The sequence below is a fragment of the Deinococcus betulae genome (genome assembly GCF_020166395.1).
GTDB lineage: Bacteria > Deinococcota > Deinococci > Deinococcales > Deinococcaceae > Deinococcus > Deinococcus betulae.
In genome coordinates this window covers 126,212-146,919 of the sequence record NZ_JAIQXU010000008.1, presented here as the reverse complement: position 1 = coordinate 146,919, position 20,708 = coordinate 126,212, and the positions used below count along the sequence as shown (strand labels likewise).

21 protein-coding genes are annotated in these 20,708 nt (G+C 64.2%); 4 read left to right on the top strand and 17 right to left on the bottom strand.

What is annotated here, in order from left to right; all coding sequences use genetic code 11:
- Positions 1–71: 71 nt before the first annotated feature.
- On the top strand, positions 72–746 hold the full coding sequence (gene moaD, locus K7W42_RS08550; protein WP_224573884.1) for a molybdopterin converting factor subunit 1: 675 nt from the start codon (positions 72–74) through the stop codon (positions 744–746).
- A 117-nt stretch (positions 747–863) separates the two neighbouring features.
- Here moaD and K7W42_RS08545 read toward each other — a convergent pair whose 3' ends face one another.
- The 6 genes from K7W42_RS08545 to K7W42_RS08520 all read right to left on the bottom strand — a co-directional run bounded on the left by K7W42_RS08545 (position 864) and on the right by K7W42_RS08520 (position 6,597).
- Positions 864–1,580 (bottom strand): PrsW family intramembrane metalloprotease, encoded by a 717-nt coding sequence (locus K7W42_RS08545; protein ID WP_224573882.1) that lies wholly within the window; start codon positions 1,578–1,580, stop codon positions 864–866.
- Positions 1,581–1,587: 7 nt separating this feature from the next.
- Positions 1,588–2,088, bottom strand: coding sequence for a crossover junction endodeoxyribonuclease RuvC (gene ruvC, locus K7W42_RS08540; RefSeq protein WP_224573879.1), 501 nt, complete (start codon positions 2,086–2,088; stop codon positions 1,588–1,590).
- Between the two features lie 76 nt (positions 2,089–2,164).
- Positions 2,165–3,091 carry an ABC transporter permease gene (locus K7W42_RS08535; RefSeq protein ID WP_157461507.1) on the bottom strand — a complete coding sequence of 309 codons (927 nt, stop codon included), beginning with the start codon at positions 3,089–3,091 and terminating at the stop codon, positions 2,165–2,167.
- Positions 3,092–3,100: 9 nt separating this feature from the next.
- Positions 3,101–4,099, bottom strand: coding sequence for an ABC transporter permease (locus K7W42_RS08530; RefSeq protein WP_224573875.1), 999 nt, complete (start codon positions 4,097–4,099; stop codon positions 3,101–3,103).
- Between the two features lie 124 nt (positions 4,100–4,223).
- On the bottom strand, positions 4,224–5,981 hold the full coding sequence (locus tag K7W42_RS08525; protein WP_224573874.1) for a peptide ABC transporter substrate-binding protein: 1,758 nt from the start codon (positions 5,979–5,981) through the stop codon (positions 4,224–4,226).
- 193 nt (positions 5,982–6,174) lie between these two features.
- Positions 6,175–6,597: a HesB/IscA family protein gene (locus K7W42_RS08520; protein WP_224573871.1), complete on the bottom strand. Its 423-nt coding sequence runs from the start codon at positions 6,595–6,597 to the stop codon at positions 6,175–6,177.
- A gap of 135 nt (positions 6,598–6,732) precedes the next feature.
- On the opposite strand from K7W42_RS08520, the gene K7W42_RS08515 reads away from it, so the two are divergent.
- Complete coding sequence (locus K7W42_RS08515) at positions 6,733–6,981, top strand: DdrH (protein WP_157461503.1); 249 nt, start codon at positions 6,733–6,735, stop codon at positions 6,979–6,981.
- A gap of 310 nt (positions 6,982–7,291) precedes the next feature.
- Here K7W42_RS08515 and K7W42_RS08510 read toward each other — a convergent pair whose 3' ends face one another.
- The 6 genes from K7W42_RS08510 to K7W42_RS08485 form a co-directional block, all read right to left on the bottom strand.
- A complete protein-coding gene (locus K7W42_RS08510; RefSeq protein ID WP_157461501.1) occupies positions 7,292–8,605 on the bottom strand; it encodes a cytochrome b in 1,314 nt (437 codons plus the stop codon).
- Positions 8,602–9,279: a QcrA and Rieske domain-containing protein gene (locus tag K7W42_RS08505; RefSeq protein WP_157461500.1), complete on the bottom strand. Its 678-nt coding sequence runs from the start codon at positions 9,277–9,279 to the stop codon at positions 8,602–8,604. The genes K7W42_RS08510 and K7W42_RS08505 overlap by 4 nt, the downstream gene beginning before the upstream one ends.
- A gap of 15 nt (positions 9,280–9,294) precedes the next feature.
- Positions 9,295–10,149 (bottom strand): c-type cytochrome, encoded by an 855-nt coding sequence (locus K7W42_RS08500; protein WP_224573868.1) that lies wholly within the window; start codon positions 10,147–10,149, stop codon positions 9,295–9,297.
- 178 nt (positions 10,150–10,327) lie between these two features.
- Positions 10,328–11,182, bottom strand: coding sequence for a serine hydrolase (locus tag K7W42_RS08495; protein WP_224573866.1), 855 nt, complete (start codon positions 11,180–11,182; stop codon positions 10,328–10,330).
- Positions 11,179–11,430: a hypothetical protein gene (locus K7W42_RS08490; protein WP_224573865.1), complete on the bottom strand. Its 252-nt coding sequence runs from the start codon at positions 11,428–11,430 to the stop codon at positions 11,179–11,181. Before K7W42_RS08490 ends, K7W42_RS08495 begins: the two co-directional genes overlap by 4 nt.
- On the bottom strand, positions 11,423–12,067 hold the full coding sequence (locus K7W42_RS08485) for a response regulator (protein WP_157461498.1): 645 nt from the start codon (positions 12,065–12,067) through the stop codon (positions 11,423–11,425). Before K7W42_RS08485 ends, K7W42_RS08490 begins: the two co-directional genes overlap by 8 nt.
- Positions 12,068–12,300: 233 nt before the next feature.
- Here K7W42_RS08485 and K7W42_RS08480 point away from each other — a divergent pair, with 233 nt between their 5' ends.
- Complete coding sequence (locus K7W42_RS08480; RefSeq protein WP_157461497.1) at positions 12,301–12,780, top strand: hypothetical protein; 480 nt, start codon at positions 12,301–12,303, stop codon at positions 12,778–12,780.
- 212 nt (positions 12,781–12,992) lie between these two features.
- Here K7W42_RS08480 and K7W42_RS08475 read toward each other — a convergent pair whose 3' ends face one another.
- The 3 genes from K7W42_RS08475 to K7W42_RS08465 all read right to left on the bottom strand — a co-directional run bounded on the left by K7W42_RS08475 (position 12,993) and on the right by K7W42_RS08465 (position 16,778).
- Positions 12,993–13,901 carry a DMT family transporter gene (locus K7W42_RS08475; RefSeq protein WP_224573862.1) on the bottom strand — a complete coding sequence of 303 codons (909 nt, stop codon included), beginning with the start codon at positions 13,899–13,901 and terminating at the stop codon, positions 12,993–12,995.
- 21 nt (positions 13,902–13,922) lie between these two features.
- Entirely contained in the window at positions 13,923–14,159 is a 237-nt protein-coding gene (locus tag K7W42_RS08470; RefSeq protein WP_224573861.1) for a hypothetical protein, read from the bottom strand.
- Positions 14,160–14,357: 198 nt separating this feature from the next.
- Entirely contained in the window at positions 14,358–16,778 is a 2,421-nt protein-coding gene (locus K7W42_RS08465) for a transglycosylase domain-containing protein (protein WP_224573859.1), read from the bottom strand.
- A 219-nt stretch (positions 16,779–16,997) separates the two neighbouring features.
- On the opposite strand from K7W42_RS08465, the gene ttcA reads away from it, so the two are divergent.
- Positions 16,998–17,885 (top strand): tRNA 2-thiocytidine(32) synthetase TtcA, encoded by an 888-nt coding sequence (gene ttcA, locus K7W42_RS08460; RefSeq protein WP_224573858.1) that lies wholly within the window; start codon positions 16,998–17,000, stop codon positions 17,883–17,885.
- 4 nt (positions 17,886–17,889) lie between these two features.
- On the opposite strand, the gene K7W42_RS08455 is transcribed toward ttcA, so the two are convergent.
- A complete protein-coding gene (locus K7W42_RS08455) occupies positions 17,890–18,519 on the bottom strand; it encodes a LysE family translocator (protein ID WP_224573857.1) in 630 nt (209 codons plus the stop codon).
- Between the two features lie 52 nt (positions 18,520–18,571).
- The gene (locus K7W42_RS23245; RefSeq protein WP_224573856.1) at positions 18,572–20,635 is read right to left on the bottom strand and encodes a prolyl oligopeptidase family serine peptidase; all 2,064 of its coding nucleotides are present in this window, start codon (positions 20,633–20,635) and stop codon (positions 18,572–18,574) included.
- Positions 20,636–20,708: the final 73 nt, after the last annotated feature.

Sequence of the window (20,708 nt, the reverse complement as noted above, 5' to 3'; positions counted from 1 at the left end):
GTGGAACTGTCAACTCCCCCAGCCAAACCACTTCTTGACCTCCTGATTTAGGTGCGTGATAGCCTCAGCCCATGCAGGTGAAGGTGGTGTTTTTTGCCCGTCTGAAGCGGGAAACGGGCGTAGAGGCGACGACTCTGGAATTGCCTGAGGGCAGCGACGTGCGCGCCTGCGCGGCCCTGGTCGAGCAGCAGTTTGCTCTCAGTCTGCGCGGGTGTATGGTCGCCGTGAATGAGGTGTACGCGGCGCCGAGCACCATGCTGAACAACAGCGACGAGGTGGCTTTCCTCCCACCTGTGGCCGGAGGCGCAGAGGACGACACCCTCTGCACCGTGACAACGGAAAGGCTCTCGCTGGAACAGGCCAGCGCCTTTCTGGTGCGGCCAGAATGTGGAGCCCAGGCGTATTTTGTAGGGACAGTCCGCAGTCCCAATGCTGGCAAACGGGTGGATTTTATCGAGTACGAAGGCCACAGCCCGATGGCCGTGAGGGTCATGCATACCGCCGCGCAGGGGGCCCGGAACCGCTTTGGCTCCTTGCGTATCGTGGTGCAGCACCGCCTGGGGCGCCTGATGCCAGGGGAAGCCAGCATCCTGATTGGGGTGGCCAGCGCCCACCGCCGCGCCGCTCTGGAGGCCTGCGATTTTCTGATTGAGCAGCTCAAAGTTGAACTGCCCGTCTGGAAACACGAGCAGGATGAAACCGGGCAACACTGGGTACAGGGGCAGACGGGTCACGAAACGCTCTGATGAAGGAAGCAGAGCTGATGTCGTTCAAAGACAGATGAGGATGTCTCCTCCTCTTGGCTTGCTTGCGCTTCTTTGCCCTGAGCCAAACCATTGCGTTGTGTAACTCCCAGTTCTTCTTCAGGAGCCGCCCCGCTGAGCCTGGCGGCGCGCCTGCTCCTGTAAAAAGGTCACGGGCGGCCCATGTTCTCGGGCATGGGCCTCAAAGGTGAGGTAATACCGGCCCGCCAACCCCACCATCAAGAGGGTGACGGTGCTCAGGGCTACCAGTTGCGGCCAGCCGGCCCCGCCCACGAGAAGACCATTGAACACGGCATGCAGCACCACGCTCACGGCCAGGCCCTGCACCACCCACGTGCGGCCCTGCTCCCAGTGAAGGCCACCCAGCGCATAGCCCTGCGGCGCACTGAACAGGGCGTGGGCCAGGGTGGCCACGACCGCGTGCCAGGTGCCGGCCCCACCGCCAAACCCCAGGGTGTAGGTGACATTCTCCATCAGGGCAAAGCCCAGCGCAGCGGTCACGGCGTACACCAGGCCGTCCATCGGTTCATCAAAGCTCAGTTCAGAGATGGCGGTCATGGCGGCCACGAATTTGAATCCCTCTTCCAGCAGCGCCGTCAACAGAACCACTACCAAGGTCCCCAGCAACTGCGGTGAGGCCAGCAGGCGGCCCAGACTCGCCTCAAAAGCGGCGGCAATCACCCAGGCCAACATCCCCCAGCCAAAAGTGCGGGCCAGCAGCCACAAGGGCTCTGGGTGGCGGTCGCGGCGCACAAAAAACCACAGCCAGGCGAACGTCAGAATCACCGAAGCCAGCAGCGGCAGGGCCAGGGACACCACCGAGCTACCGGGCCAGCAGCTGCGCGGTGCGGCCCTGAAGCGGCGCACTGGCCAGGTGGGTCAGGGCCAGTGCCAGCGCGTCAGCCGCGTGGTTGTTGAACAGTTCGCGCACGCCCAGCGTGGCCTTGACCATGTAAATGACCTGTTCTTTCTCAGCCCGGCCAGTGCCCACCAGCGAGCGCTTGACCTGCATGGGGCCGTAGCTGTGAACGGGCACGCCTGCCTGCGCGCACGCCAGCTGCACCACCCCAAACGCCTGTCCCACTTTGAAGGCCACATCAGCCTGCTTGCGCAGAATCTGGTCCTCGATGGCCACCGCGTCCGGCCGGTACTCGGCCAGCAGCCGCGCAACCTCTTCGTGGAGGTACTGCAGACGCCGGGGCATGATCCAGGCGCTTTCTGTGGTCAGGCAGACATGGTAGAGGTGGCGCGCTTTGCGCACGTCACCTTCCACCAGCCCCAGGCCGAGGTTGGCGAGCCCAGGGTCAATCCCAAGAACAATCACAAGCCCAGAATACGCGATGGGAACAGCCAGATCGCAAAAACCCCGCCGGAGCGGGGCAAAAGCGTCGGAACAGGGATTAGAGGCGGCTCTTGGGGTCGAAGGCGTCTCGCAGGCCATCACCCAGAAAATTGAACACTAGCACTGTCAAGAGGATAGCCAGACCTGGATAGAGCGCGATGTAAGGGTGTTCCAGCACCACTTCATTGGCGTTGGACAACATGTTGCCCCAGGTAGACACCGGCGGCTGAATGCCGAAGCCCAGGAACGATAGGGCGGCCTCGCCCAGAATCGCCCCGCCCACCGCCAGTGTGCCGTTCACGATAATGACCGCCACAATATTAGGCACCAGGTGGCGAAACATGATGCGGCCGCTGCGCGCACCCAGCGCACGAGCAGCGTCCACGTATTCGAGGTTCTTGAGCTTCAGAACCTCGCCGCGCACCAAGCGGGCGGTGCCCATCCAGCCGAAGAAAGTAAAGATGGTAACGATGATGAACACGCTGGAATTGGGATTTTCACGCAGGCGAGCAATGGCCGGCAAGTCGCTCACAGCGAATAACCCGCTCAACGTCAGCTGAAGCGGCAGTTCGGGAATGGACAGCATGATCTCGATGAAGCGGCTGATCACTGTATCTACGCGCCCACTGAGAAAACCGGCCAGCAGACCCATCAGCGTGCCCAGCGCAATACTGAAGGCGGCCACTGTAAAGCCCACAATCAGGCTGACGCGGCTGCCATACATGATGCGCGAGAGCAGATCGCGGCCTAGACTGTCCTGCCCCAGGACGTGCTGGCTGCTGGGCGGTGCATAGATACCTGCAAGGTCCTGGGCGTTCGGGTCAAACGGAGCAATCCAGGGCGCGAACAGGGCCATCAGGATTAGCAGGGCGATAACCACCAAGCTGAACATGGCAGCTTTGTGTTTACGCAGGCGGCGTAAGGCGATTTGAAAGGTCGAGCGGCTCCGGGCGCGCTTGGGGGGTGCAGCGGTCACAGTGGTCATCAGCAGGCCTCAGGAATACCGAACGCGGGGGTCAACCAGGCCGTAAGCCAGGTCGGTCAGCAACTGGAAAATGACCGTCAGCAGGGCCAGGAGCATCAGGCAGGTCATGACAACGTTAAAATCCTTGCTGACCAGTGCGTCCAGAATGGCTTTGCCCATGCCGGGCCAGGAAAAGACGGTCTCTGTAATGACAGCGCCGCCGAAGAGGCCCGGAATGCTGAGCCCCAGCAGGGTGACAATAGGCGTCACCGCGTTGCGTAAGGCGTGCTTGTAAAGCACACGGCGGTCTCCCAGCCCTTTGGCCCGTGCGGTACGGACATAGTCCTGCGTCAGGGTTTCGAGCATGTTGGCCCGCATGAACCGCAGGGTCACGGCGATCTCGCGCAGCATCAGAATCATCATCGGCAGGATGAGGTACTTCAGTTTGTCGAGCGTCGTGGCCCACCACCCGGCATCTGGAGCCAGGTCGGCGCTGCCCAGGCCTCCAGGCGGCAGCGACAGAACGCCTCCAGTGGCTCCTGGTAAGAACACGGCGAAGAAGTACAGCGCCAGGGCCCCCACCCAGAACACCGGGGCACTGACGGCCAGAAAAGCAAAAAACGTCAGGACGTAGTCCGGCAGGGAATACTGCCGCACAGCACTGAAAATGCCCAGGGGCACGGCAATCAGCGTGCTGATCACTAGGGCCGGTACCGTCAGCAGAAGGGTGTTGGGCAGGCGGTCTCTGAACACGAAATCCAGCGCTGGAATGCCAAAGTCCTGCGAGTAGCCGAAATTTCCCACGACGGCCTGTTTAAGCCAGAAAAAGTAGCGGGTAAACCAGGGCTGATCGAGACCGTAAGCAGCCTTCAGCCGGGCGATGTCGTCGGCGGTGATATTGCTGTTGCCAAAGACCAACTGGTCGACTGGATCACCCGGTTGCAAGGCGGTCAGCATAAAAATCAGAAGGCTGATAACAAAGAGAAGCGGAATCATCTGAATGACGCGGCGTAAGGCGTAGGTTCCCATAACGTTCCTCAGAGAGAAGGCCAGCGGCCCCAAAGAGAGGCGGGAAGCAACGCCTGCTGGCGAAGCCTCCCGCGTCCGGTATATCCGGTGAGCGCCCAGAGGCGCCTGACCCGGCAAAACCGGCTTACTTCTGCTTGTACTCCTCGACGGCGCCCTTGCTGGCCCAGCCGATCTTGGCCGAGTTCCAGCTGGGGTACAGCGTGTAGGCGCTGAAGGTGTAGTTCACCAGGCCCGGCACCTTGGTGTACACGTTCACGCGGTAATACAGCGGCAGCGAGGGCACTTCGGTGTTCCAGACCGTCTGCATGCGGTCAAACAGTTTGATGCGCTCGCTGAGGTTAAATTCGACCTGGGCCTGCTTGTGCAGGCGGTTGAATTCGGCGTTGTTCCAGCCGGCGTTGTTCTGGCCAGCGTAGCCGTTGGCGGCGGTGGGAATGCCTTCACCCTTGAAGAGGTTGCCTTCCTCGAAAATTGGGTTGCCAGTCCAGGCGTACATGGCCAGGTCCCATTTGCCTTCCTGACCCTTGCTCAGGAAGTCGGGCCCGAAGAACACGCTGGAGGGGTAGTTCTGGATGTTGACCTGCACGCCCACCTGCTTCCACTGGGCCTGCAGAATCTGCTGCACGCGCTCACGGACGGTGTTGCCCGCAGTGGTACCGAAGTTCAGGCTGAGCTTCTTGCCACCTTTTTGCAGGATGCCGTCAGAGCCGGCCGTCCAGCCCAGAGCGGCAAACAGCTGTTTGGCACGCGCCTGGTTGTAGTTATAGTCGTTGACATCTTTCTTGTACAGCTTGCTGATGGGGTTCACCCAGCTGTTCGACACCGCCTGACGGCCCTGGAACAGCGCCTTGGTCAGCGCGTCGCGGTCAATGGCGTACAGCAGCGCCTGACGCATCCGGGGGTCATCCAGGTCCAGGTCCTTGGCCTTCTGGCCGCGCGTGTTGATGTCAATGTGCTCCCACACGGCGCCGGGGACAAAGTAGGTCTTGTACTTGCCGCGCTCGGTGCGGGTCAGGTCCACGCCCTGGTCAAAGGTCAGGCCCACGGCGCTCACGGCGTCCAGCTGGCCCGACAGGATGTTGACCTTCAGGGTGTTGGTGTTGGGAATGAACCGGTACGTGATGTTCTGCACGTAGTTTTCAGGGTTCTTGGGCTGCAGCCAATAGTTGGCGTTGCGGGTCATGGTCAGGCTGTTACCGCTGCGCCAGGCTGTGGGCTTGAACGGTCCCGCCACCACTTTGGGCAGGCTGCGCGCCGTGGTGTACGACGAGATGAATTTCTTCCACTCCTCGTTGACTACCTTGGCGTCTTTCTCGTTTTTGGTCTTGGTGTCAAACGCGGTCCAGGCCGCGCTCATGATGTGGCTGGGCGCCAAGCCGGGGCTGGTCTGGTCAGCGAACAGGTAGGGGGGATCGTAGGTGATGGTGAAGGTGTCGGCGTCGTTCACGGCAATCTTGGCGCGGCTCCAGGGATCGCGGTCAGGCACCGGCACGCGGTCATCGTTGACCAGGCGATGCCAGAACTGGAAGTCCGCGACCTTAATGGCCGTGCCGTCACTCCACTTGGCGTCCTTGCGAATGGTGTAGGTCACGCTATTGCGCACCACGTCGCCGGCGGCATTCTTGACGACTTTGTAGTCGCCGTTGGCAATGCTGGGCACACGGGTGGCAATGTCAGCGTAAGGCTCGCCGTCGTCGTCCAGACCAATCAGGGCGGCACCCATGTATCCGTTAATCTCACTGGTGATCGCCAGGTTGTTGGTGTTCCAGGGATCGTAAATGTTCGGTGGCTCTTGCGAGGTGCCAATCACGAGGCTGTTGTTGGCCGGCCCGGCGAGGGCGGCGCCGAGCAGGAATGCAGTAAGGGCCAGGGTCTTCTTCATGTAAGCCTCCGAACTCTTCAGGCGATACTGCTGCCTTCTGGGTAAATGATGAAGGTCAGTATAAGGCTCGGTGAGGGCGCGTCAAGACAGCTTTGCTGAGGCGGCCTCTGGTCAGCCTGAGCCCGTCCCAAATGACCGACAGTTCAAAGAAAAAAGCCGGGCTAGACCCGGCCTTCGCTGCGCTTAAATACGCCTAGTGACTGGCGCAGCCGCCATTGCCCTCGCCGTCCGGTGACTTGGCACCGTCAGTGCGGAAAGACGACCCACACCCACAGGCCGAGGTGGCGTTGGGGTTATTAACCGTAAAGCCGCCCCCCATCATGTTCTCCACGAAATCCACTTCGCTGCCGCGTAGCAGGGGCATGCTCATTCGGTCCACCAGCAGCTTGACGCCCCGGTCCATGACGATGGTGTCGCCGTCCAGTTCGCGGTCATCAATGGCCATCCCGTACTGATAGCCACTGCAGCCGCCACTCTTGATAAACACGCGCACGCCGGCGTTTTCCTTGCCACTGTTGGCCAGGATGCCCAGAGCCTTTTGCGCGCCAAATTCACTGATGCTGATTTCAGAGGCGGGCACACCGCCGGTTTGGTCTTGGATGGTGGTCGCGGTCATGCGTGAAGCGTAACACCATTGGAGAAATAAAAAAGTGCGTGGAAAGCAAAGTGCTGGACAGCAGGGGGATCATCGTGGACAGAAGAGGTCGGCGCCGCTTACATTCCTTGAGCGTGAGCATGTTAAGCTAAAGCCATGACGAACCCTTACGCTGAGTGGTTCGAGCAGCTCCGCAGTGAGTACGGGGAGCAGCTTCGCACCATGCCCCTGCCCGACGGCCTGCCCGAGCATTTGCGGCAGCTGATTACCTCGCACGACGAGGATGCTATTCAGTTCATGATCAAGCTGGCCTGGCAATTTGGCGCGCAGGTGGGGTACGCCGCCGGCAGCCGGGAAGGGACCACGCCGACCATGAACATGGGCCCGAAACGAGTCGAGGCCTGAGAGTCAACAGTTAATGCCGCAGCGCCGCCAATTTAGGTGGCGCTTTTTAGTGGCCCTGGCTGCGCGGCTGTGCCCAGCACCCTGGCGCACAGTGCTGTTGTGGAAGAAGGCCCCGCGCGGCCAATTCTTCTAGAACATAGTGGGCGAACGCGAGAGCGCTGGCTGGGTCAATAGGATTGGCCGCCAGTTTGGCCAAGCCCAGCCGGCGGGCTTCCTGAGCAGGCTCCTTTGCCAGATTATCCATCAGCGCAGTTGAACACAAAAACGCGGCCCTGGCTCAAATTGCCAGGGCCGCTTGTGAGTAAGAAGCTCAGTCGTCAGCGTGTGCGTGCGCCAACGTTTCGCGCTCGTCAGCTTCGCGCAGGGCACGGATGCCGCGCACGATGCCCAGCGTCCCGAAGTAGCTAACGGCCGGAACCAGGAACGTCAGAATCCAGAGCACTGCATTGGCATTCGCGGAGGTCAAGATCCCGCTCTGCACCAGCTCAATCTTGTAGCCAGCGACCGACAGCACAATCATCATGGCCATAAAGGCTATGCCCGCTGCCAGACGCACAGGATGATTGGTGGGGTTCTCGGCGTAGTACTGGTTATCCTTGCTGCGGTCCAGCATCGGCACCGCAAACATCAGGCCGATGATCAGACCAGGCAGCACCATGGCACCGACAAACTCGGCGCTGATCACACCGCCCAGCACTTCCAGTTCAAAGCCGGGGATAATCGCCAAGGCACCGAAAACCCAGAGGAGATACCAGTCCGGCTTGATGCTGCTAATGGGCTGAGGGCTGGGCGGACCAAAGAACTCGACCGGGTGAACGGGAATAAAGGCCGCAAACAGCATCACGAGGCCGGTGAACAGCAGGGCCAACAGGAGCATGATAGGCGTCTGCTGCGTAGAGAGCGGCACACCCACGATCTTCTTGTAGGCCAGGCGCTTGGCGTACTGCGGCTGGGTGTGCTTCTGCTTGATCATGATCAGCATGTGGGCGCCGGTCAGGGCGAGCAGAATGCCGGGCAGCAGCATGATGTGGTAGCCGTAGATTCGCGGAATGATGCCGTCGCCGGGGAAACGACCCGCAAAGGCAGCCTGCGCGGCCCAGTCGCCGACCCAGGGCACAGACTTCACGATGGCGTAAATCACGCTGACCGTGTTGTAGGCGTAGTTGTCGTAGGGCAGAATGTAGCCGGTCACGGCGGTCAGCGCGGCAAAAATCAGCAGCAACATGCCGATCCACCAGTTGATTTCACGAGGTTTCTTGAATGCGCCCGTGAAGTACACGCGCATCATGTGGATAACGGCCGCCGCCACCATGATATTGGCCATCCAGTGATGCACACGCCTGAGCATGTCACCGAAGGGCATGGCGTTAATCTTGAGCGCCGAATGGTAGGCCGCTGGCACCAGATTCGGCTTGGTCGCCGAACCGGGATCAAAAGAGTTGATTACCAGCGAGTTGCTGGGCTCGTAGCTCAGCGCCAGCAGGATGCCAGTGATAATCAGCACGATCAGACTGAACAGCGTAATCTCACCCAGGAAGAACGAATGATGAACAGGAAACGCTTTGCGCAGGAACTTATCGTTCAGGCGCGAGATGTGCAGGCGGTCATCAAGCCACTGGTTCATCCGAGAATCTCCTCTACCTGCTGAAGGTATGTCTCCCAATCCTGCTCGTTGAGAAACCCAAAGGGAGCAGTGACAAACGTTTCAGTTACAACCAAGCGGTCATTTTCAAGCGTGATGGGTAACTGTGGCATAGAGCGCGGAGGCGGACCGCCTATCTTCTTACAACCTTGTAGAAGGTCATATTGGCCAGAGTGACACCCGCAGAACAACTTGCTGAGGTCTTTTTCGTCGTTAGGCACAGGGCAACCCGCATGGGTGCACTTATTGGAATAAGCGATGACGCCGTCTGCAGTAATGCCGTCCAGTTTCAGAACCACACGCGGTTCCTGCTCTGCAGGCTCTTGAAAACGGCTTCTCTCAAAACGGTAAACCGCGAGTTGGTTATTGGGTTCGCCTTTGCGAATGACCCCATCTGCAGACATAGGCCAGGCTGGGACTCCGCGCTCAGTGACTTCCGAGGGGCGAATAGGCTGCCCTTCCTTAGCGGCTTCAGCGTGCACCAAAACATCACCCTTTCGAGGTGGCGCTTTGTCTGCCGTAAGACGGAGGGCTGGCTTGGCACTGCCCAGCGCACTGACCAGGCTGATGGTGCCCACCGCCGCTGCGCCGCCCATGGCCGCGTTGATGAACTTGCGGCGAGTCAATTCCGGGTCTTGCTTCTTGTAACGCGTCATATCAGTCTCTCCTGCTTACCAGGGGAACTCGCCGCTGGCGTCTTCGACGAGAACCTCGCCGTCCATGAAGAACTTCTTGTACAGCCCGATGCTGGCGGCCAGCATGAGCAGAATCATGGCCGCGTAGAAGCCTTCGGCCGTCACATTGGGCATAACAGGCTCTTTGGCCCCCCAGCCCGCAAAGTCAGTGACCATCTGGCGGACAAACAGCACGCTGAACACCACAGTCAAGCTCAGGGTGGTCAAGATGCCCAGGGTGGCCAGTGGCGTGGCGCGCACCTTGTGAATCCCAGGGTGCAGTTCCAGGCCTTCAGCCCACACGCTGTACAGCCCGATCAGGCCGTAAGTCAGCAGAACCATCACAAACGTCGCCAGGAAAATTTCGGGAAGTTTGAGGTCTTCGGGCACAAAGCGGCTGCGGTTTTTCAGGACGGCCGGGTCGATCTTGCTCTGCCCCTCAGCCACCGTGGCCGGGGTCAGGGGCTCTTCGATGTTGTTGCCAAACGAGTGCAGCACGTAGTTGGCCACCGCATAGACCTGCTCTTCGTTGAGCTGGGTCTGAGCCGGCATCTGCCCTTTGCCCTTCGTGATGATGTTGTAGACGTATACGGGGTCATTCACGATGTCCGCGTTATTGGCCAGCGCTGGACCCACGCCCCCCTGACCCTCTGCGCCGTGACAGCCGGCGCAGGTAGCAAAGGCAGCCTTGCCCTCCGTCGGCCAGGTCTTGCTGATGCTGGCGACGACAGCCGGGTCAACCGCCACGGGCTCGGGCGCCGTTTCCTTGTTAAAGAGGAACAGCAGAATAATCCACATGATGGCCGCACACACGATGGCGACCCAGGGCATGACAGCGTCGTTTCTTTCCACGTTCCCTCTCCCTCAGCGTGAAGTGGCCTGTGCTTTCCAGCCGCCGGGCGGCGAAAAGTCCTGCATTCAGGTGGCCTAATGCGGGTCAGCATACCACGCGCCGAACACGCGCCCAGCCGCGCTTCTTTGAGCTGGAAGCAGGCTTCTGGCACCTTGCATGATGCGCCTGACCGAGCGGTTAAATGTCCCCTGAAACGGGCACCTCTCCCAGCATGGCCACGAGTGGCCAGAGCGCGTCGGCCAGGGTCACTACGTCACGGTTTTCGGGATGTTCGCGCGGGTCCGTGCCGCCCTGCGACAGCAGCGCCACCAGCAAGGGACGCGGCGTAAACAGCACCCCGACATCGTGGTGCACGCCGTTCAACTCACCACTCTTGCTGGCCACCCGGTACAACCGTTCACCGTCTGGGCCGCAGGGGACGCGACGCCCCAGAATGTCGAGCAGTTGCTGCCGGCCCAGGATGTCCAGCGCCAGGGCGGTATGCGCTGCGTCCAGCCGCTCACCGGCCACCAGGGCGCGCAGCCCCTCGGTCTGGTCGTGGGCGGTCGTGATATTGCGTTCGCCGCGCTGCTGGGCGGGGGTGCGCTGTTCGGGGGGCACCTGCAACTTCCCGACCAGACGGGTGCCGGGGAAGCCGAGGAGAGGCAGCTGGGCGCCAACCCATTCAAGCCCCAGCCGCTCAATCACCAGATTGGTCGCCGTGTTATCGCTGACCACAATCATCAGGGTCAGCACGTCCTGCCAGGTCAGGGCCAGGCCGGGTGCCAGCTCATGCAGCACGCCTGCGCCCGGCACCTGATCGGCGGCCCTGAGTGTTACCCGCGCCGCCAGGTCTAGCCGGCCGGCCTGCGCCTCTTGAAGGGCCAGGATCAGCAGCGGCACCTTGATGGTACTGGCGGCCGGAAACACCAGCCCGGCCTGCCACGCGGCCAGTTCGGTGCCGTCCAGTGTGCAGACGCGCAGCCCCACCTCACCTTTAAAACCGGCCTCAGTCAGCCGGGTGCGAAAGGCGGTGACCAGATCAGCGGTCATTCGTCGGGCAGAACCAGGCCGGCCAGCGCCGCAAAGGGGTGCGCAGTGCCGACTGGGCGCAGGGTGCAAAAAGGCGGCCCGCCCTCGGGCTCGACGCGGTGGGTACAGCCAGGGCACTCGGGAAATGCCTGCTCGGTGTAGGCCAGGTCCGCTTCGGCGCTGGGCAGGCTCCACTGCCGCCCGCAGCCCGCCTGAAAGGCCACGGGCGTGCGCGGGGCTGGCAGGCGAACGTGACGGTTTCTAGTCAAGGTTGGCGATGCCCTCACGGATGGCGTACAGCGCCGCCTGGGTGCGGTTGTTCAGCTGCAATTTGGTAAAAATTTCAGAGAGGCGGTTGCGCACGGTCTTCTCGCTGATATCCAGCCGCAGGGCGATGTCCTGGTTGGAAAAGCCCTGGGCCAGCAGCTTGAGAATCATAGTTTCGCGTTCGTTGAGGTCGGCGTGCTTCTCGCTGGGCAGTTCCTCGCGCTTATCGCGGAAATCGTCCAGCACGTTCTGGGCCATATCGGCGTCCAGCAGCGCTTCACCCGCCGCTACCCGCTTAATCACGTCCAGCAGGGTGGTGGCGTCAGCGTCTTTCAGGACATAGCCGCGGGCTCCGGCCTTCACCGCTTCAAAGACGTAGCGGTCCTGACGGTACATGGTGATCATGATGACCCGCGAATTCGGGTCGATTTCCAGGATGCTCTGGGTGGCCTTGACGCCGTCCAGCTCGGGCATCTGGATGTCCATGAGAATCACGTCCGGGTGGGTATCGGCCGCGTACCGAATCGCCTCCCGGCCGTTGGCCGCCTCTCCGATGACCCGCATGCCCTCGGATTCCAGCAGGCTGCGAAGGCCCTGCCGGAACAGCGCGTGGTCATCCACCAGCAAAACGCGAATCATGGCTTCAGTGTAGGGCAGCGCCGCCGCGCAGATTGGGACAGCTGCCTGGGAAGTCAGATGGGGCTCTGTCCACTTCTGGGCCAGGCGACGACCTACTGATCGGCCTTCTTGCCGTCACCAGCCCCACTGCTCCTGCAGGCAGCACTCAAAGCCTATTGGCCCTTCTCCTCTGTCCCACCTGAGGCCGCCGCAGCAGGTTTTTGTAAGCGCGCCCCAGTACACTGCGGAACGTGATGACCTGGTTCGATGCGCTGCTGGTGACCTTGTGGGCCGTAATCACTGCCCTGGGGGCGCGGCGCGGTTTGGCGGGCCTGGCCTGGGGGGTTGGGGGCCTGGCCGCCGCCTTCCTGGCCAACGCCCTGGTGGGGGGTCCCCTGGCGGCACTCCTCAGCGCCGCGCTGGGTGTGGGGATCGCCACCGTGATTCTGCGCCTGGTCCCCATGCCGCTGGAAAACCCCTGGCACCTGGGGGCCGGGGCCGTGGGCGGGTTTGTGCTGGGCGGCGTGCTAATTTCGACGCTGGCGCTGGGCTTTCCACTGGACGTGAAGGTGGGCACCGAGGGCAAGCGGGGCGTCTACCCGTCCCCCAGCCTGCCGCCAGTGCTTTACCGCGCCGTCAGCGGCTCAGCGGTCCAAAATGGCCTGCGTAGCGTCTGGGGCGGCAGCCCCGCCCTGAAAACCCTGCTGATGCCCGACCAAGCACGGGCGAGATAAGGAACCCAATCAAGGCGGGCCGGAAAGTGTCCGGCCCTCTTTCACTTTTGCGGCGAGCTGACCAGGAGAATTGACAGCGGTGCTCTATTTCACGCACAGCCCACTCTTTTAACCGCGTAAGTTTGCTGTCCAGGGCAATCCACCGTTTCGTCAGGAAGAGAGTCAGCGACTCCCTTTGAAGAGGCTAGAAGGCCTCCCCTGCCTGAAGGCTGCTACGCATTCTCGGCTTGCACAGCAGGCGTTTCGGGGCGCGGGTTACTCGCTGCACGCTGGCTCAGGACCGTTGCGACCACCACGAAGGCGCCGCCCAGCGCGCCGCGCGCGCCGATCTGTTCACGCAGTAGCACATAGCTAAAAGCACTGGCGGTCACTGGCTCCAGGGCGTAAATCAGACTGGCCTCGGCGGCGCTGACGTGGCGCTGGCCCACAGTTTGCAGCAGGGTGGTCACGGCCGTCGCGGCCACGCCCAGGTACAGCAGCGGCCCCCAGGTAGAGGCGGGCGGCCACAGTTCACCGGGGCTGGCCAGCAGCGCCCAGAGCCACGCCAGCCCAGTGACACTCAGCACCTGCGCGGCGGTAAAGGGCAGCGCGGCGTGCCGGTGCGCCGTGCCTTCCAGCGCCACGATGAACCCGGCGTAGGTCACGGCGCAGGCCAGTGCCCAGGCGTCGCCCACCACCAGCGCGCCGCCTTCCCAGGACAGCAGGGCCAGGCCCGCCACGGCCAGCGGCAGCGCCGCCCACAGGGTCAGCGGCAGGCGGCGGCGCTGCACCACGGCCAGCCACAGCGGCACCAGCACCACGCTCAGGGCCGTGAAAAAGGCGGCTCGGTTGGCGCTGGTGGTTTGCAGCGCCACCGTCTGGGTGCCGTAGCCGGCAATCAGCCAGGCACCCAGCAGCAGCCCGTCGCGCCACAGCGGGCTGCCCGGTCCAGCCGGGGGCGCTGCGCGGGCTGGGCGCCACAGCAGCAGTGGCAACAGCGCCAGCGCCGCAATCGAAAAGCGCCAGGCAATCAGAACCGGGGCGCTCAGGCTTTCGCCCAGGGTCTTGACCACGGCGAACGTGCTGCCCCACAGACAGGTCACGAGAATTAGCAGCAGGGCGCCGCGCGCACGGGCAGACATGGGCGGAAGTGTAGCGTTCTGCTAGCGCAGATGCCGGGCCAGGGCCAGCCCGGTGCGCACTGCGCCTGCGACAAAGACCAACAGCAGGGCGTACAGAGGAGTGTCATTGAGCAGCAGCACCGCCAGCAAGGCGGCCGTGAGCCCCTCACCTGCCAGCCCTGGGACCGACACCTGGGGCAGGCGGCGGCCCAGCGCCATCACACTGACAGGCGCCAGCACGCAGGCCAGCAAAGTGACGAGCCAGAGCCCCAGAGACATGAAGGCAGTTTAGAGGCTGAGCCGCAGGCACAAGCCAGAGGCCACTGGCCCCTTAGGGCGGTGGCTCATTCCAGGGAGAGGAAGCCAGCACGCTGACCGACTCCACCTGTGGTCTGTCAGCTTTTTCGGTTGGTTCAATGCAGATGCTAAAGGGGCTTCCTCAAACTCACTGAGCTACGGCGGTCAAAGGCTCTTCCGCTAATCCAGCGGCTCCAATTCGTTGAGGAGGTCATCGGTGGCGGCGGGAGGCAGCGGCTCGGGGGGATCAGGCACGACCACCTCATCCTCGAAGGTCGGTTCGGGCGTCACCGGCTCCGGGTCAGGGGTGGGGACCGTTCCGGGGTCGGGCAGGGGCAGCGGTTCTGGTTGCGGCTCAGGGACAGGCTCGGGCGCGGGGTCATCAGTCACCGGCTCGGCAGGCGGCGACTCTTCGGCAGGCACTGGCTCCTGGCTAGGCAGCGGCTCGGGGGTCACCTCCTCAGGCTCGGGGGGCAGGGCGGGCACCGGGTCAGGCACAACTGGCTCTGACGGCTCGGGGACAGACGCGGGGACGGGCACCGGCTGCGCCTCTGGCTCGGGGGCGCGGCGCCGGGTAAAGAAACCGCCCCCACTGCCGCTGCCGTCGCGGGCGGTGGGGGCGCTGTCGCCCTCGCCCGCACGGAACGCCATGTTGACCTGCCGCACCACGCGGTATTCGATGCCCTGCGGCTCGCGGAAACTGGCGACCGGCTGGCCCTGCAAGGCGCCCGCCACCGCCTGCTGCCAGACCGGCGTGGGCACGTCGCCGCTGGTGGCCCAGCCGGGTAGGGCGCCGCCTTCCTGCCGGCCCACCCACACGGCGCCCGCCACCGTGGGGGTCACGCCCGCAAACCACAGGTCCTTGACATCGTTGGTGGTGCCGGTCTTGCCCCCCACGGGCCAGCCCGGAATCAGGGCGCGGGTGGCCAGGCCGCCCTGCGGGACGCTCAGGTCATTCACGACGCCGCGCAGCATGTCCAGACCCAGCCAGGCGGTGCGGGCGTCCCAGACCCGCTTGGCCACAGGGGCGGGGCGGGTGTACAGCACCTTGCCGCGCGCGTCCTCGACCTTGCGCACCAGCGTCGGCGTGAAATACAGCCCGCCGTTGGCGAAGGTGGCGTAGGCGGCGGCCATTTGCAGCGGACTGGCTTCCAGGGTGCCGATGCTCAGGGGCAGCCCCGCGTTGGCCGGGGGCGTCAGGTTCAGTTCACGCAGCTTGGCCTCGAAGGTGCCGATGCCCAGTTCCTGCGCCATGCGCACGGTCGGCAGGTTCAGGCTGTGGTCTAGAGAGTACCGCAGCGTGACATACCGGCCAGTCCAGCGGCGGTTGTAATTCATGGGCTGGTAGTCGCCGCGAATAGGCGCGTCCAGCACGGTGTCGCTCTGCTTCCAGCCTTTTTCCAGGGCCAGGGTATATAGCAGGGGCTTCACACTGCTGCCCACCTGGCGGCGCGCCTGAAGGGCATTGTTCCAGTCGCTGGGGCGGCCACCCGTAAGCTTCTGGCCCACCAGTGCCAGCACCTCGCCGCTGTCGGGGCGCACCAGGGCCAGCCCCAGGGTCGCGCCGTCGGGCAGGCGGGCATTCTGACTGGCGGTCTCGGCGGCGGCCTGGGCCTGCGCGCTCATGCCGGTGTAGATCCGACCGCCGCCGTACAGCGCCTTGCGGCCAATCAGGGGCGTCAGTTCCTTTTCCACGGCTTGCAGATAGGAGAAGTTGGCGTAGCGCCCGCCGCCCTCCAGCCGCTTGAGGTTTTCGTCCAGTCGCTCTGGGCGTTCCAGCACCGCCGAGCGCAGCGTGCCGTCATTGTTCCAGCCGATGCGCCAGCCTGCCGGGTAGATCGGCGTGGTCCAGGCCGCGTCGGCCTCGGCCTGCGACACCTGGCCGTCTTCCACCATGCGCGCCATCAGGTTTTTCATCAGAGGGCGGTAGGCCGCAAAGTCCTTGTAGCGCCGGTTGGGCGCCGGAATGATGGTCGCCAGATAAACGCTCTCGGCCAGGTTCAGTTCGGCGGCACTTTTGCCAAAGTAGGCGTGGGCCGCGCCCCCGGCGCCCAGAATGTCGCGGCTACCTCCATCACCCCAGTAGATGACGTTCAGGTAGGCGTTGAGAATCTGCGCCTTATCAAAGTTGCGCTCGACCTGATAGGCCAGCACGGCTTCCTTGAACTTGCGTTCGGCGGTGCGGGCACCTTCCAGGTCGTCCAGCAGAGTGTTTTTAACGACCTGCTGGGTAATGGAGCTGCCACCTTCCAGGTCATTTTGCAGCAGGCCCTTGAGAAGACCGCGCGCAATCCCGAGGGCGTCCACGCCGCCGTGCTGATAAAAGCGGCGGTCCTCACTCGTCACGACCGCCTTTTGCAGCCAGGGGCTGATTTGCGGGGCCTTGAGCAGGTCGCGGTTCACGCTGCCCCCACTGCTGAGACTGGGGGTCAGGGTGCCGACCAGGGTGCCGGCCCGGTCATACACGCGCGTCTGGCCGCTGAATTCCAGCACGTCCAGTTCGGACACGCTGGGCAGGTCGCGGCCCCAGGCGTACCACAGCCCCCCGGCGCCCGCCGCACCGGCCAGCAGCAGCGCCGCCAGTCCATTGAAGAACCTCATCCGGGTCACTGTAGCGGGCCAGGGAAGCGGCCGCAGAGGCGGGCGTCACGGTGGGGGGCGCGCGGCGAGGCTGCGGCGGGCAGGGCGACTGGGCGCAGAGCCGTCATGCGGCGCAGTTTGCCACGCGGCCCCCTGCGGGCTCATCCCCCCAAAGCATGAGCGTCCCCGTCAGGGAACACTTGGCGGGTCAGCCAGCGCGTACCATAGGCCCCGCGCCCCATGACCTACCCTGCCCCCTCTCCTACGGCCCCTGACACCGCCCGCCTGTTTGCCCCGATTGTCCGGGGGGTGGGCCAGGCCATCGGCGACTACCGCATGATTGAAGACGGCGACCGGGTCATGGTCTGCCTGTCGGGCGGCAAAGACAGCTATGCGCTGCTGGACGTGCTGCTGCACCTGCAAAAGAAGGCCCCGGTGAAGTTTGAACTCGTGGCTGTGAACCTGGACCAGGGGCAGCCGGGCTTTCCCAAAGACGTGCTGCCCCGTTACCTGACGGACCTGGGGGTGCGGCACGACCTGCTGACCCAGGACACCTACAGCGTGGTCAAGGAAAAGACGCCGGAGGGCAAGACCACCTGCGCGCTGTGCAGCCGCCTGCGCCGGGGCATCCTGTACGGCCACGCGCGGGCGATTGGCGCGACCAAGATTGCGCTGGGCCACCACCGCGACGACATCCTAGAAACGCTGTTCATGAATCTGTTTTTCGGCGCGCGCCTCAAAGCCATGCCGCCCAAGCTGCAAAGCGACGACGGCACCAACGTGGTCATCCGGCCGCTGGCGTACACAGCCGAGCAGGACCTCATCCGTTACGCCCAGGCGCGGCAGTTTCCGATTATTCCCTGCAACCTGTGCGGCAGCCAGGCCAACCTCCAGCGCCAGGTGGTGGGCGAGATGCTCGAAGGCTGGGAGCGCGAGCATCCGGGCCGCCTGAACAACATTCTGCGCGCCCTGACCCGCGTGACCCCCAGCCACCTGCTGGACCGCGACCTGTTTGACTTTGCTTCGCTGTCTGTGACGCCCGCCGAGGGTGACAGGGGCTTTGACCCGGACACCTACCCCGAGCGGGAGTTTTTAAACGGCCTGAGCGAGATGCAGATGCTGGGGTAGGGGGCTAGGCGCGCTGGACCGACGCTGTGCCGAGGCCGAGCGCAATAAATACGCCTCCGGTGAGGTAGCGCTGCCAGCGGGCAACCAGGGCGCCCTGCAACCGGCGGCCCACGCTGCCGGCCAGCAGCGCGTACGCCGAGTCACTCAGGGTCGCCAGCACCAGAAAGAAGCCGCCCAGCAAGAGCGTCTGTGCCCAGACGGGCCCCTGGTCAGGCCGCACAAACTGGGGCAGAAAAGCCAGAAAGAACAGCGCCGTTTTGGGATTGAGGAGATTGACCACCGCGCCCTGCGTGAACAGTCGCCGCAGCGGTTGGGCCGGAGGGGCCGCCCGGTCTGCGGGACCAGGATCGCGCGCCAGCCAGGTGCGGAGGCCCAGCACCACCAGGTAGATGGCCCCCACCCACTTCAGCACTGAAAACAGCAGCGCGGAGGACAGCACCAGGGCCGACACGCCCAGGGTGGCGGCCAGCACATGCACCAGCCCGCCCACCTGTACCCCCAGCGCCGAGACCAGCCCCGCCCGCCGTCCCTGGTGGAGGCTGCGCGCCACAATGAACAGCACGCTGGGCCCTGGCACCAGCAGCAGCGCCAGCGAGGCAGCGGTGAACGCCAGCAGCGTGGGCAGGTCAGGCATAGGGTCAGGGTACGCTGCAAAAGGTCGGGGGCCCCGCCTCCCCTGTCTGCCTTTAGCTCATGCCCAGCGCCCGCTCCAGAAAGGCGTAAAGGTCAGCGGCCTGTTCAATGACCAGCGCTGTGGGCTTACCGGCCCCGTGCCCCGCGCGGGTCTGAATGCGCAGCAGGGTTGGGGCGGGGCCGCCCTGCGCCCGCTGCAAGGCCGCCCCAAACTTGAAGGAATGGGCCGGCACCACCCGGTCGTCGTGGTCGCCGGTCGTAATCAGGGTGGCGGGGTAGCGCTCGCCTTCTTTCAGGGTGTGCAGCGGTGAATAGGCGCGCAGCACGTCGAACATGGCCGGGTCATCGCTGCGGCCATAGTCGCTGGCCCAGGCCCAGCCGATGGTAAAGAGGTGGTAGCGCAGCATGTCCAGCACGCCGACATCCGGCAGGGCCGCCGCGAACAGGTCTGGCCGCTGGGTCAGGCAGGCGCCCACCAGCAGGCCGCCGTTGCTGCCGCCCTGAATCGCCAGCCGCTGCGGCGAGGTCCAGCCTGCGGCCCCCAGGTGTTCGGCACAGGCGATAAAGTCGTCAAAGACATTCTGCTTGCGTTCCCTGGTCCCGGCCAGGTGCCACTCCTCGCCGTATTCGGCGCCGCCGCGCAGGTTGGCCTGCACATACACCCCGCCGCGCTCCAGCCACGCCAGCCGCGACACACTGAACGCTGGGGTCAAACTGACGTTAAACCCGCCGTAGCCGTATAGCAGTGTGGGGTGGGTGCCGTCCCTGGGCAGGCCGCGCCGCGCCACGATAAATAGAGGCACGCGCGTGCCGTCCGGGCTGGTGGCAAAGTCCTGGGTGACCTCATAGGGCGAGGAGTCAAAGGGCAGGGCAGGCTCAGCCAGCGGCTCAAGGTCGCCGCCCGGCAGGGTCAGGCGGTAGGGGGTGGTGGGGGCCAGAAAAGACGTGAAGGTGGCGTAGACCTCCGGGTCATCCGGGTGGGTGTTCAGGGCCAGGGTGCCGAAGGTGGGCAGAGCGATCTCGCGTTGCAGCGTGCCTTCGCGGCCGTACAGGTGCAGGCGGTGGCTGGCGTCCCTCAGGGTCACGGTCAGCAGGCCGCCGGACACCACGTGCGCGGCTTCCAGGGTGTCGGGTCCCTGAGGAATCAAAGTGCGGCGCTCGCCCGTCACGGCGTTCCAGGCCAGCAGTTGCCCACGTGGGGCGTCCTCGTCGGTCTGCACGAACAGGGTGTCGCCGTCACTGCCGACCATCCAGTAGGCGGCCCGGAACTCGGAAACCAGTTCGGTGAAGGGCCCGTCTGAGGCCAGAGGACGCACCCACAGCAGCCCGCGCGGGTCGGTCCCTATCCAGACCTGAACCACCAGATACCGCGCGTCCTCGGTGACGGTCGCCTCAAACCCCCAGTCCGGCTGGTCGGGGCGGGCCAGGATCAGTTGGTCCTCAGCCTGAGGGGTGCCCAGGCGGTGAAACATGAGGCGCTGGCCCCTATTGGTGCCGGTCAGGGCTTCGCCAGTGACCGGGGCGTCGTAGGCGCTGTAGTAAAAGCCGCTGCCGTCGGGGTGCCAGGTCGCACCGCTGAACTTGCTCCAGTCCAGCCTCTCGGCGCTGTCCTGGCCGCTGTCAATGTCCCGCACCTGCCAGCGCTGCCAGTCGCTGCCGCCGCTCTGGGTGGCGTAAGCCAGCTGGCGCCCGTCGCGGCTGACCGAGGCGCCCGCCAGCGCCACCGTGCCGTCCTCGCTGAGGGTGTTGGGGTCCAGCAGGGAGCGCCACGGGCCGGTGGGGGTCGGCGCCGTTTCCAGCACCGGCTGGTTCAGCAGGCCAGGGTTGTACATCCGGAAAGACCGCCCGCCGCGCATCCAGGGCGCGCCCGGCTTGGCGTAGTCCCACAGGGCGCTCAGGCGCTGGCGGTAGTGGGCGCGCGCAGGCAGGGCCGCCAGAAACGCCTCGGTGACCTCGTTTTGCTCGGCCACCCAGGCGCGGGTCTGGTCACTGTCAGGGTCTTCCAGCCAGCGGTATGGGTCCGGCACCGGCACGGCCTCGCCGCGCGCGTTCGTGTACACGTCTACGTGGTCGCCCCGAACAGAAACCGGAACGGGCTGTGAGTGGGTTGAGGTCACGCCCGCATTGTTTCAGGTGCGGCAGGAGCGCGCATCAGCATGTTCGCAGAGCCGCTCAAAGGGCCACGCCTTC

Bases quoted from the DNA above. Each gene is read 5' to 3' on its own strand.
- moaD (WP_224573884.1), top strand. From the start codon at position 72: ATGCAGGTGAAGGTGGTGTTTTTTGCCCGTCTGAAGCGGGAAACGGGC.
- K7W42_RS08535 (WP_157461507.1), bottom strand. From the start codon at position 3,091: ATGACCACTGTGACCGCTGCACCCCCCAAGCGCGCCCGGAGCCGCTCG.
- K7W42_RS08530 (WP_224573875.1), bottom strand. From the start codon at position 4,099: ATGGGAACCTACGCCTTACGCCGCGTCATTCAGATGATTCCGCTTCTC.
- K7W42_RS08525 (WP_224573874.1), bottom strand. From the start codon at position 5,981: ATGAAGAAGACCCTGGCCCTTACTGCATTCCTGCTCGGCGCCGCCCTC.
- K7W42_RS08520 (WP_224573871.1), bottom strand. From the start codon at position 6,597: ATGACCGCGACCACCATCCAAGACCAAACCGGCGGTGTGCCCGCCTCT.
- K7W42_RS08515 (WP_157461503.1), top strand. From the start codon at position 6,733: ATGACGAACCCTTACGCTGAGTGGTTCGAGCAGCTCCGCAGTGAGTAC.
- K7W42_RS08510 (WP_157461501.1), bottom strand. From the start codon at position 8,605: ATGAACCAGTGGCTTGATGACCGCCTGCACATCTCGCGCCTGAACGAT.
- K7W42_RS08505 (WP_157461500.1), bottom strand. From the start codon at position 9,279: ATGACGCGTTACAAGAAGCAAGACCCGGAATTGACTCGCCGCAAGTTC.
- K7W42_RS08495 (WP_224573866.1), bottom strand. From the start codon at position 11,182: ATGACCGCTGATCTGGTCACCGCCTTTCGCACCCGGCTGACTGAGGCC.
- K7W42_RS08485 (WP_157461498.1), bottom strand. From the start codon at position 12,067: ATGATTCGCGTTTTGCTGGTGGATGACCACGCGCTGTTCCGGCAGGGC.
- K7W42_RS08480 (WP_157461497.1), top strand. From the start codon at position 12,301: ATGACCTGGTTCGATGCGCTGCTGGTGACCTTGTGGGCCGTAATCACT.
- K7W42_RS08475 (WP_224573862.1), bottom strand. From the start codon at position 13,901: ATGTCTGCCCGTGCGCGCGGCGCCCTGCTGCTAATTCTCGTGACCTGT.
- K7W42_RS08470 (WP_224573861.1), bottom strand. From the start codon at position 14,159: ATGTCTCTGGGGCTCTGGCTCGTCACTTTGCTGGCCTGCGTGCTGGCG.
- K7W42_RS08465 (WP_224573859.1), bottom strand. From the start codon at position 16,778: ATGAGGTTCTTCAATGGACTGGCGGCGCTGCTGCTGGCCGGTGCGGCG.
- ttcA (WP_224573858.1), top strand. From the start codon at position 16,998: ATGACCTACCCTGCCCCCTCTCCTACGGCCCCTGACACCGCCCGCCTG.
- K7W42_RS08455 (WP_224573857.1), bottom strand. From the start codon at position 18,519: ATGCCTGACCTGCCCACGCTGCTGGCGTTCACCGCTGCCTCGCTGGCG.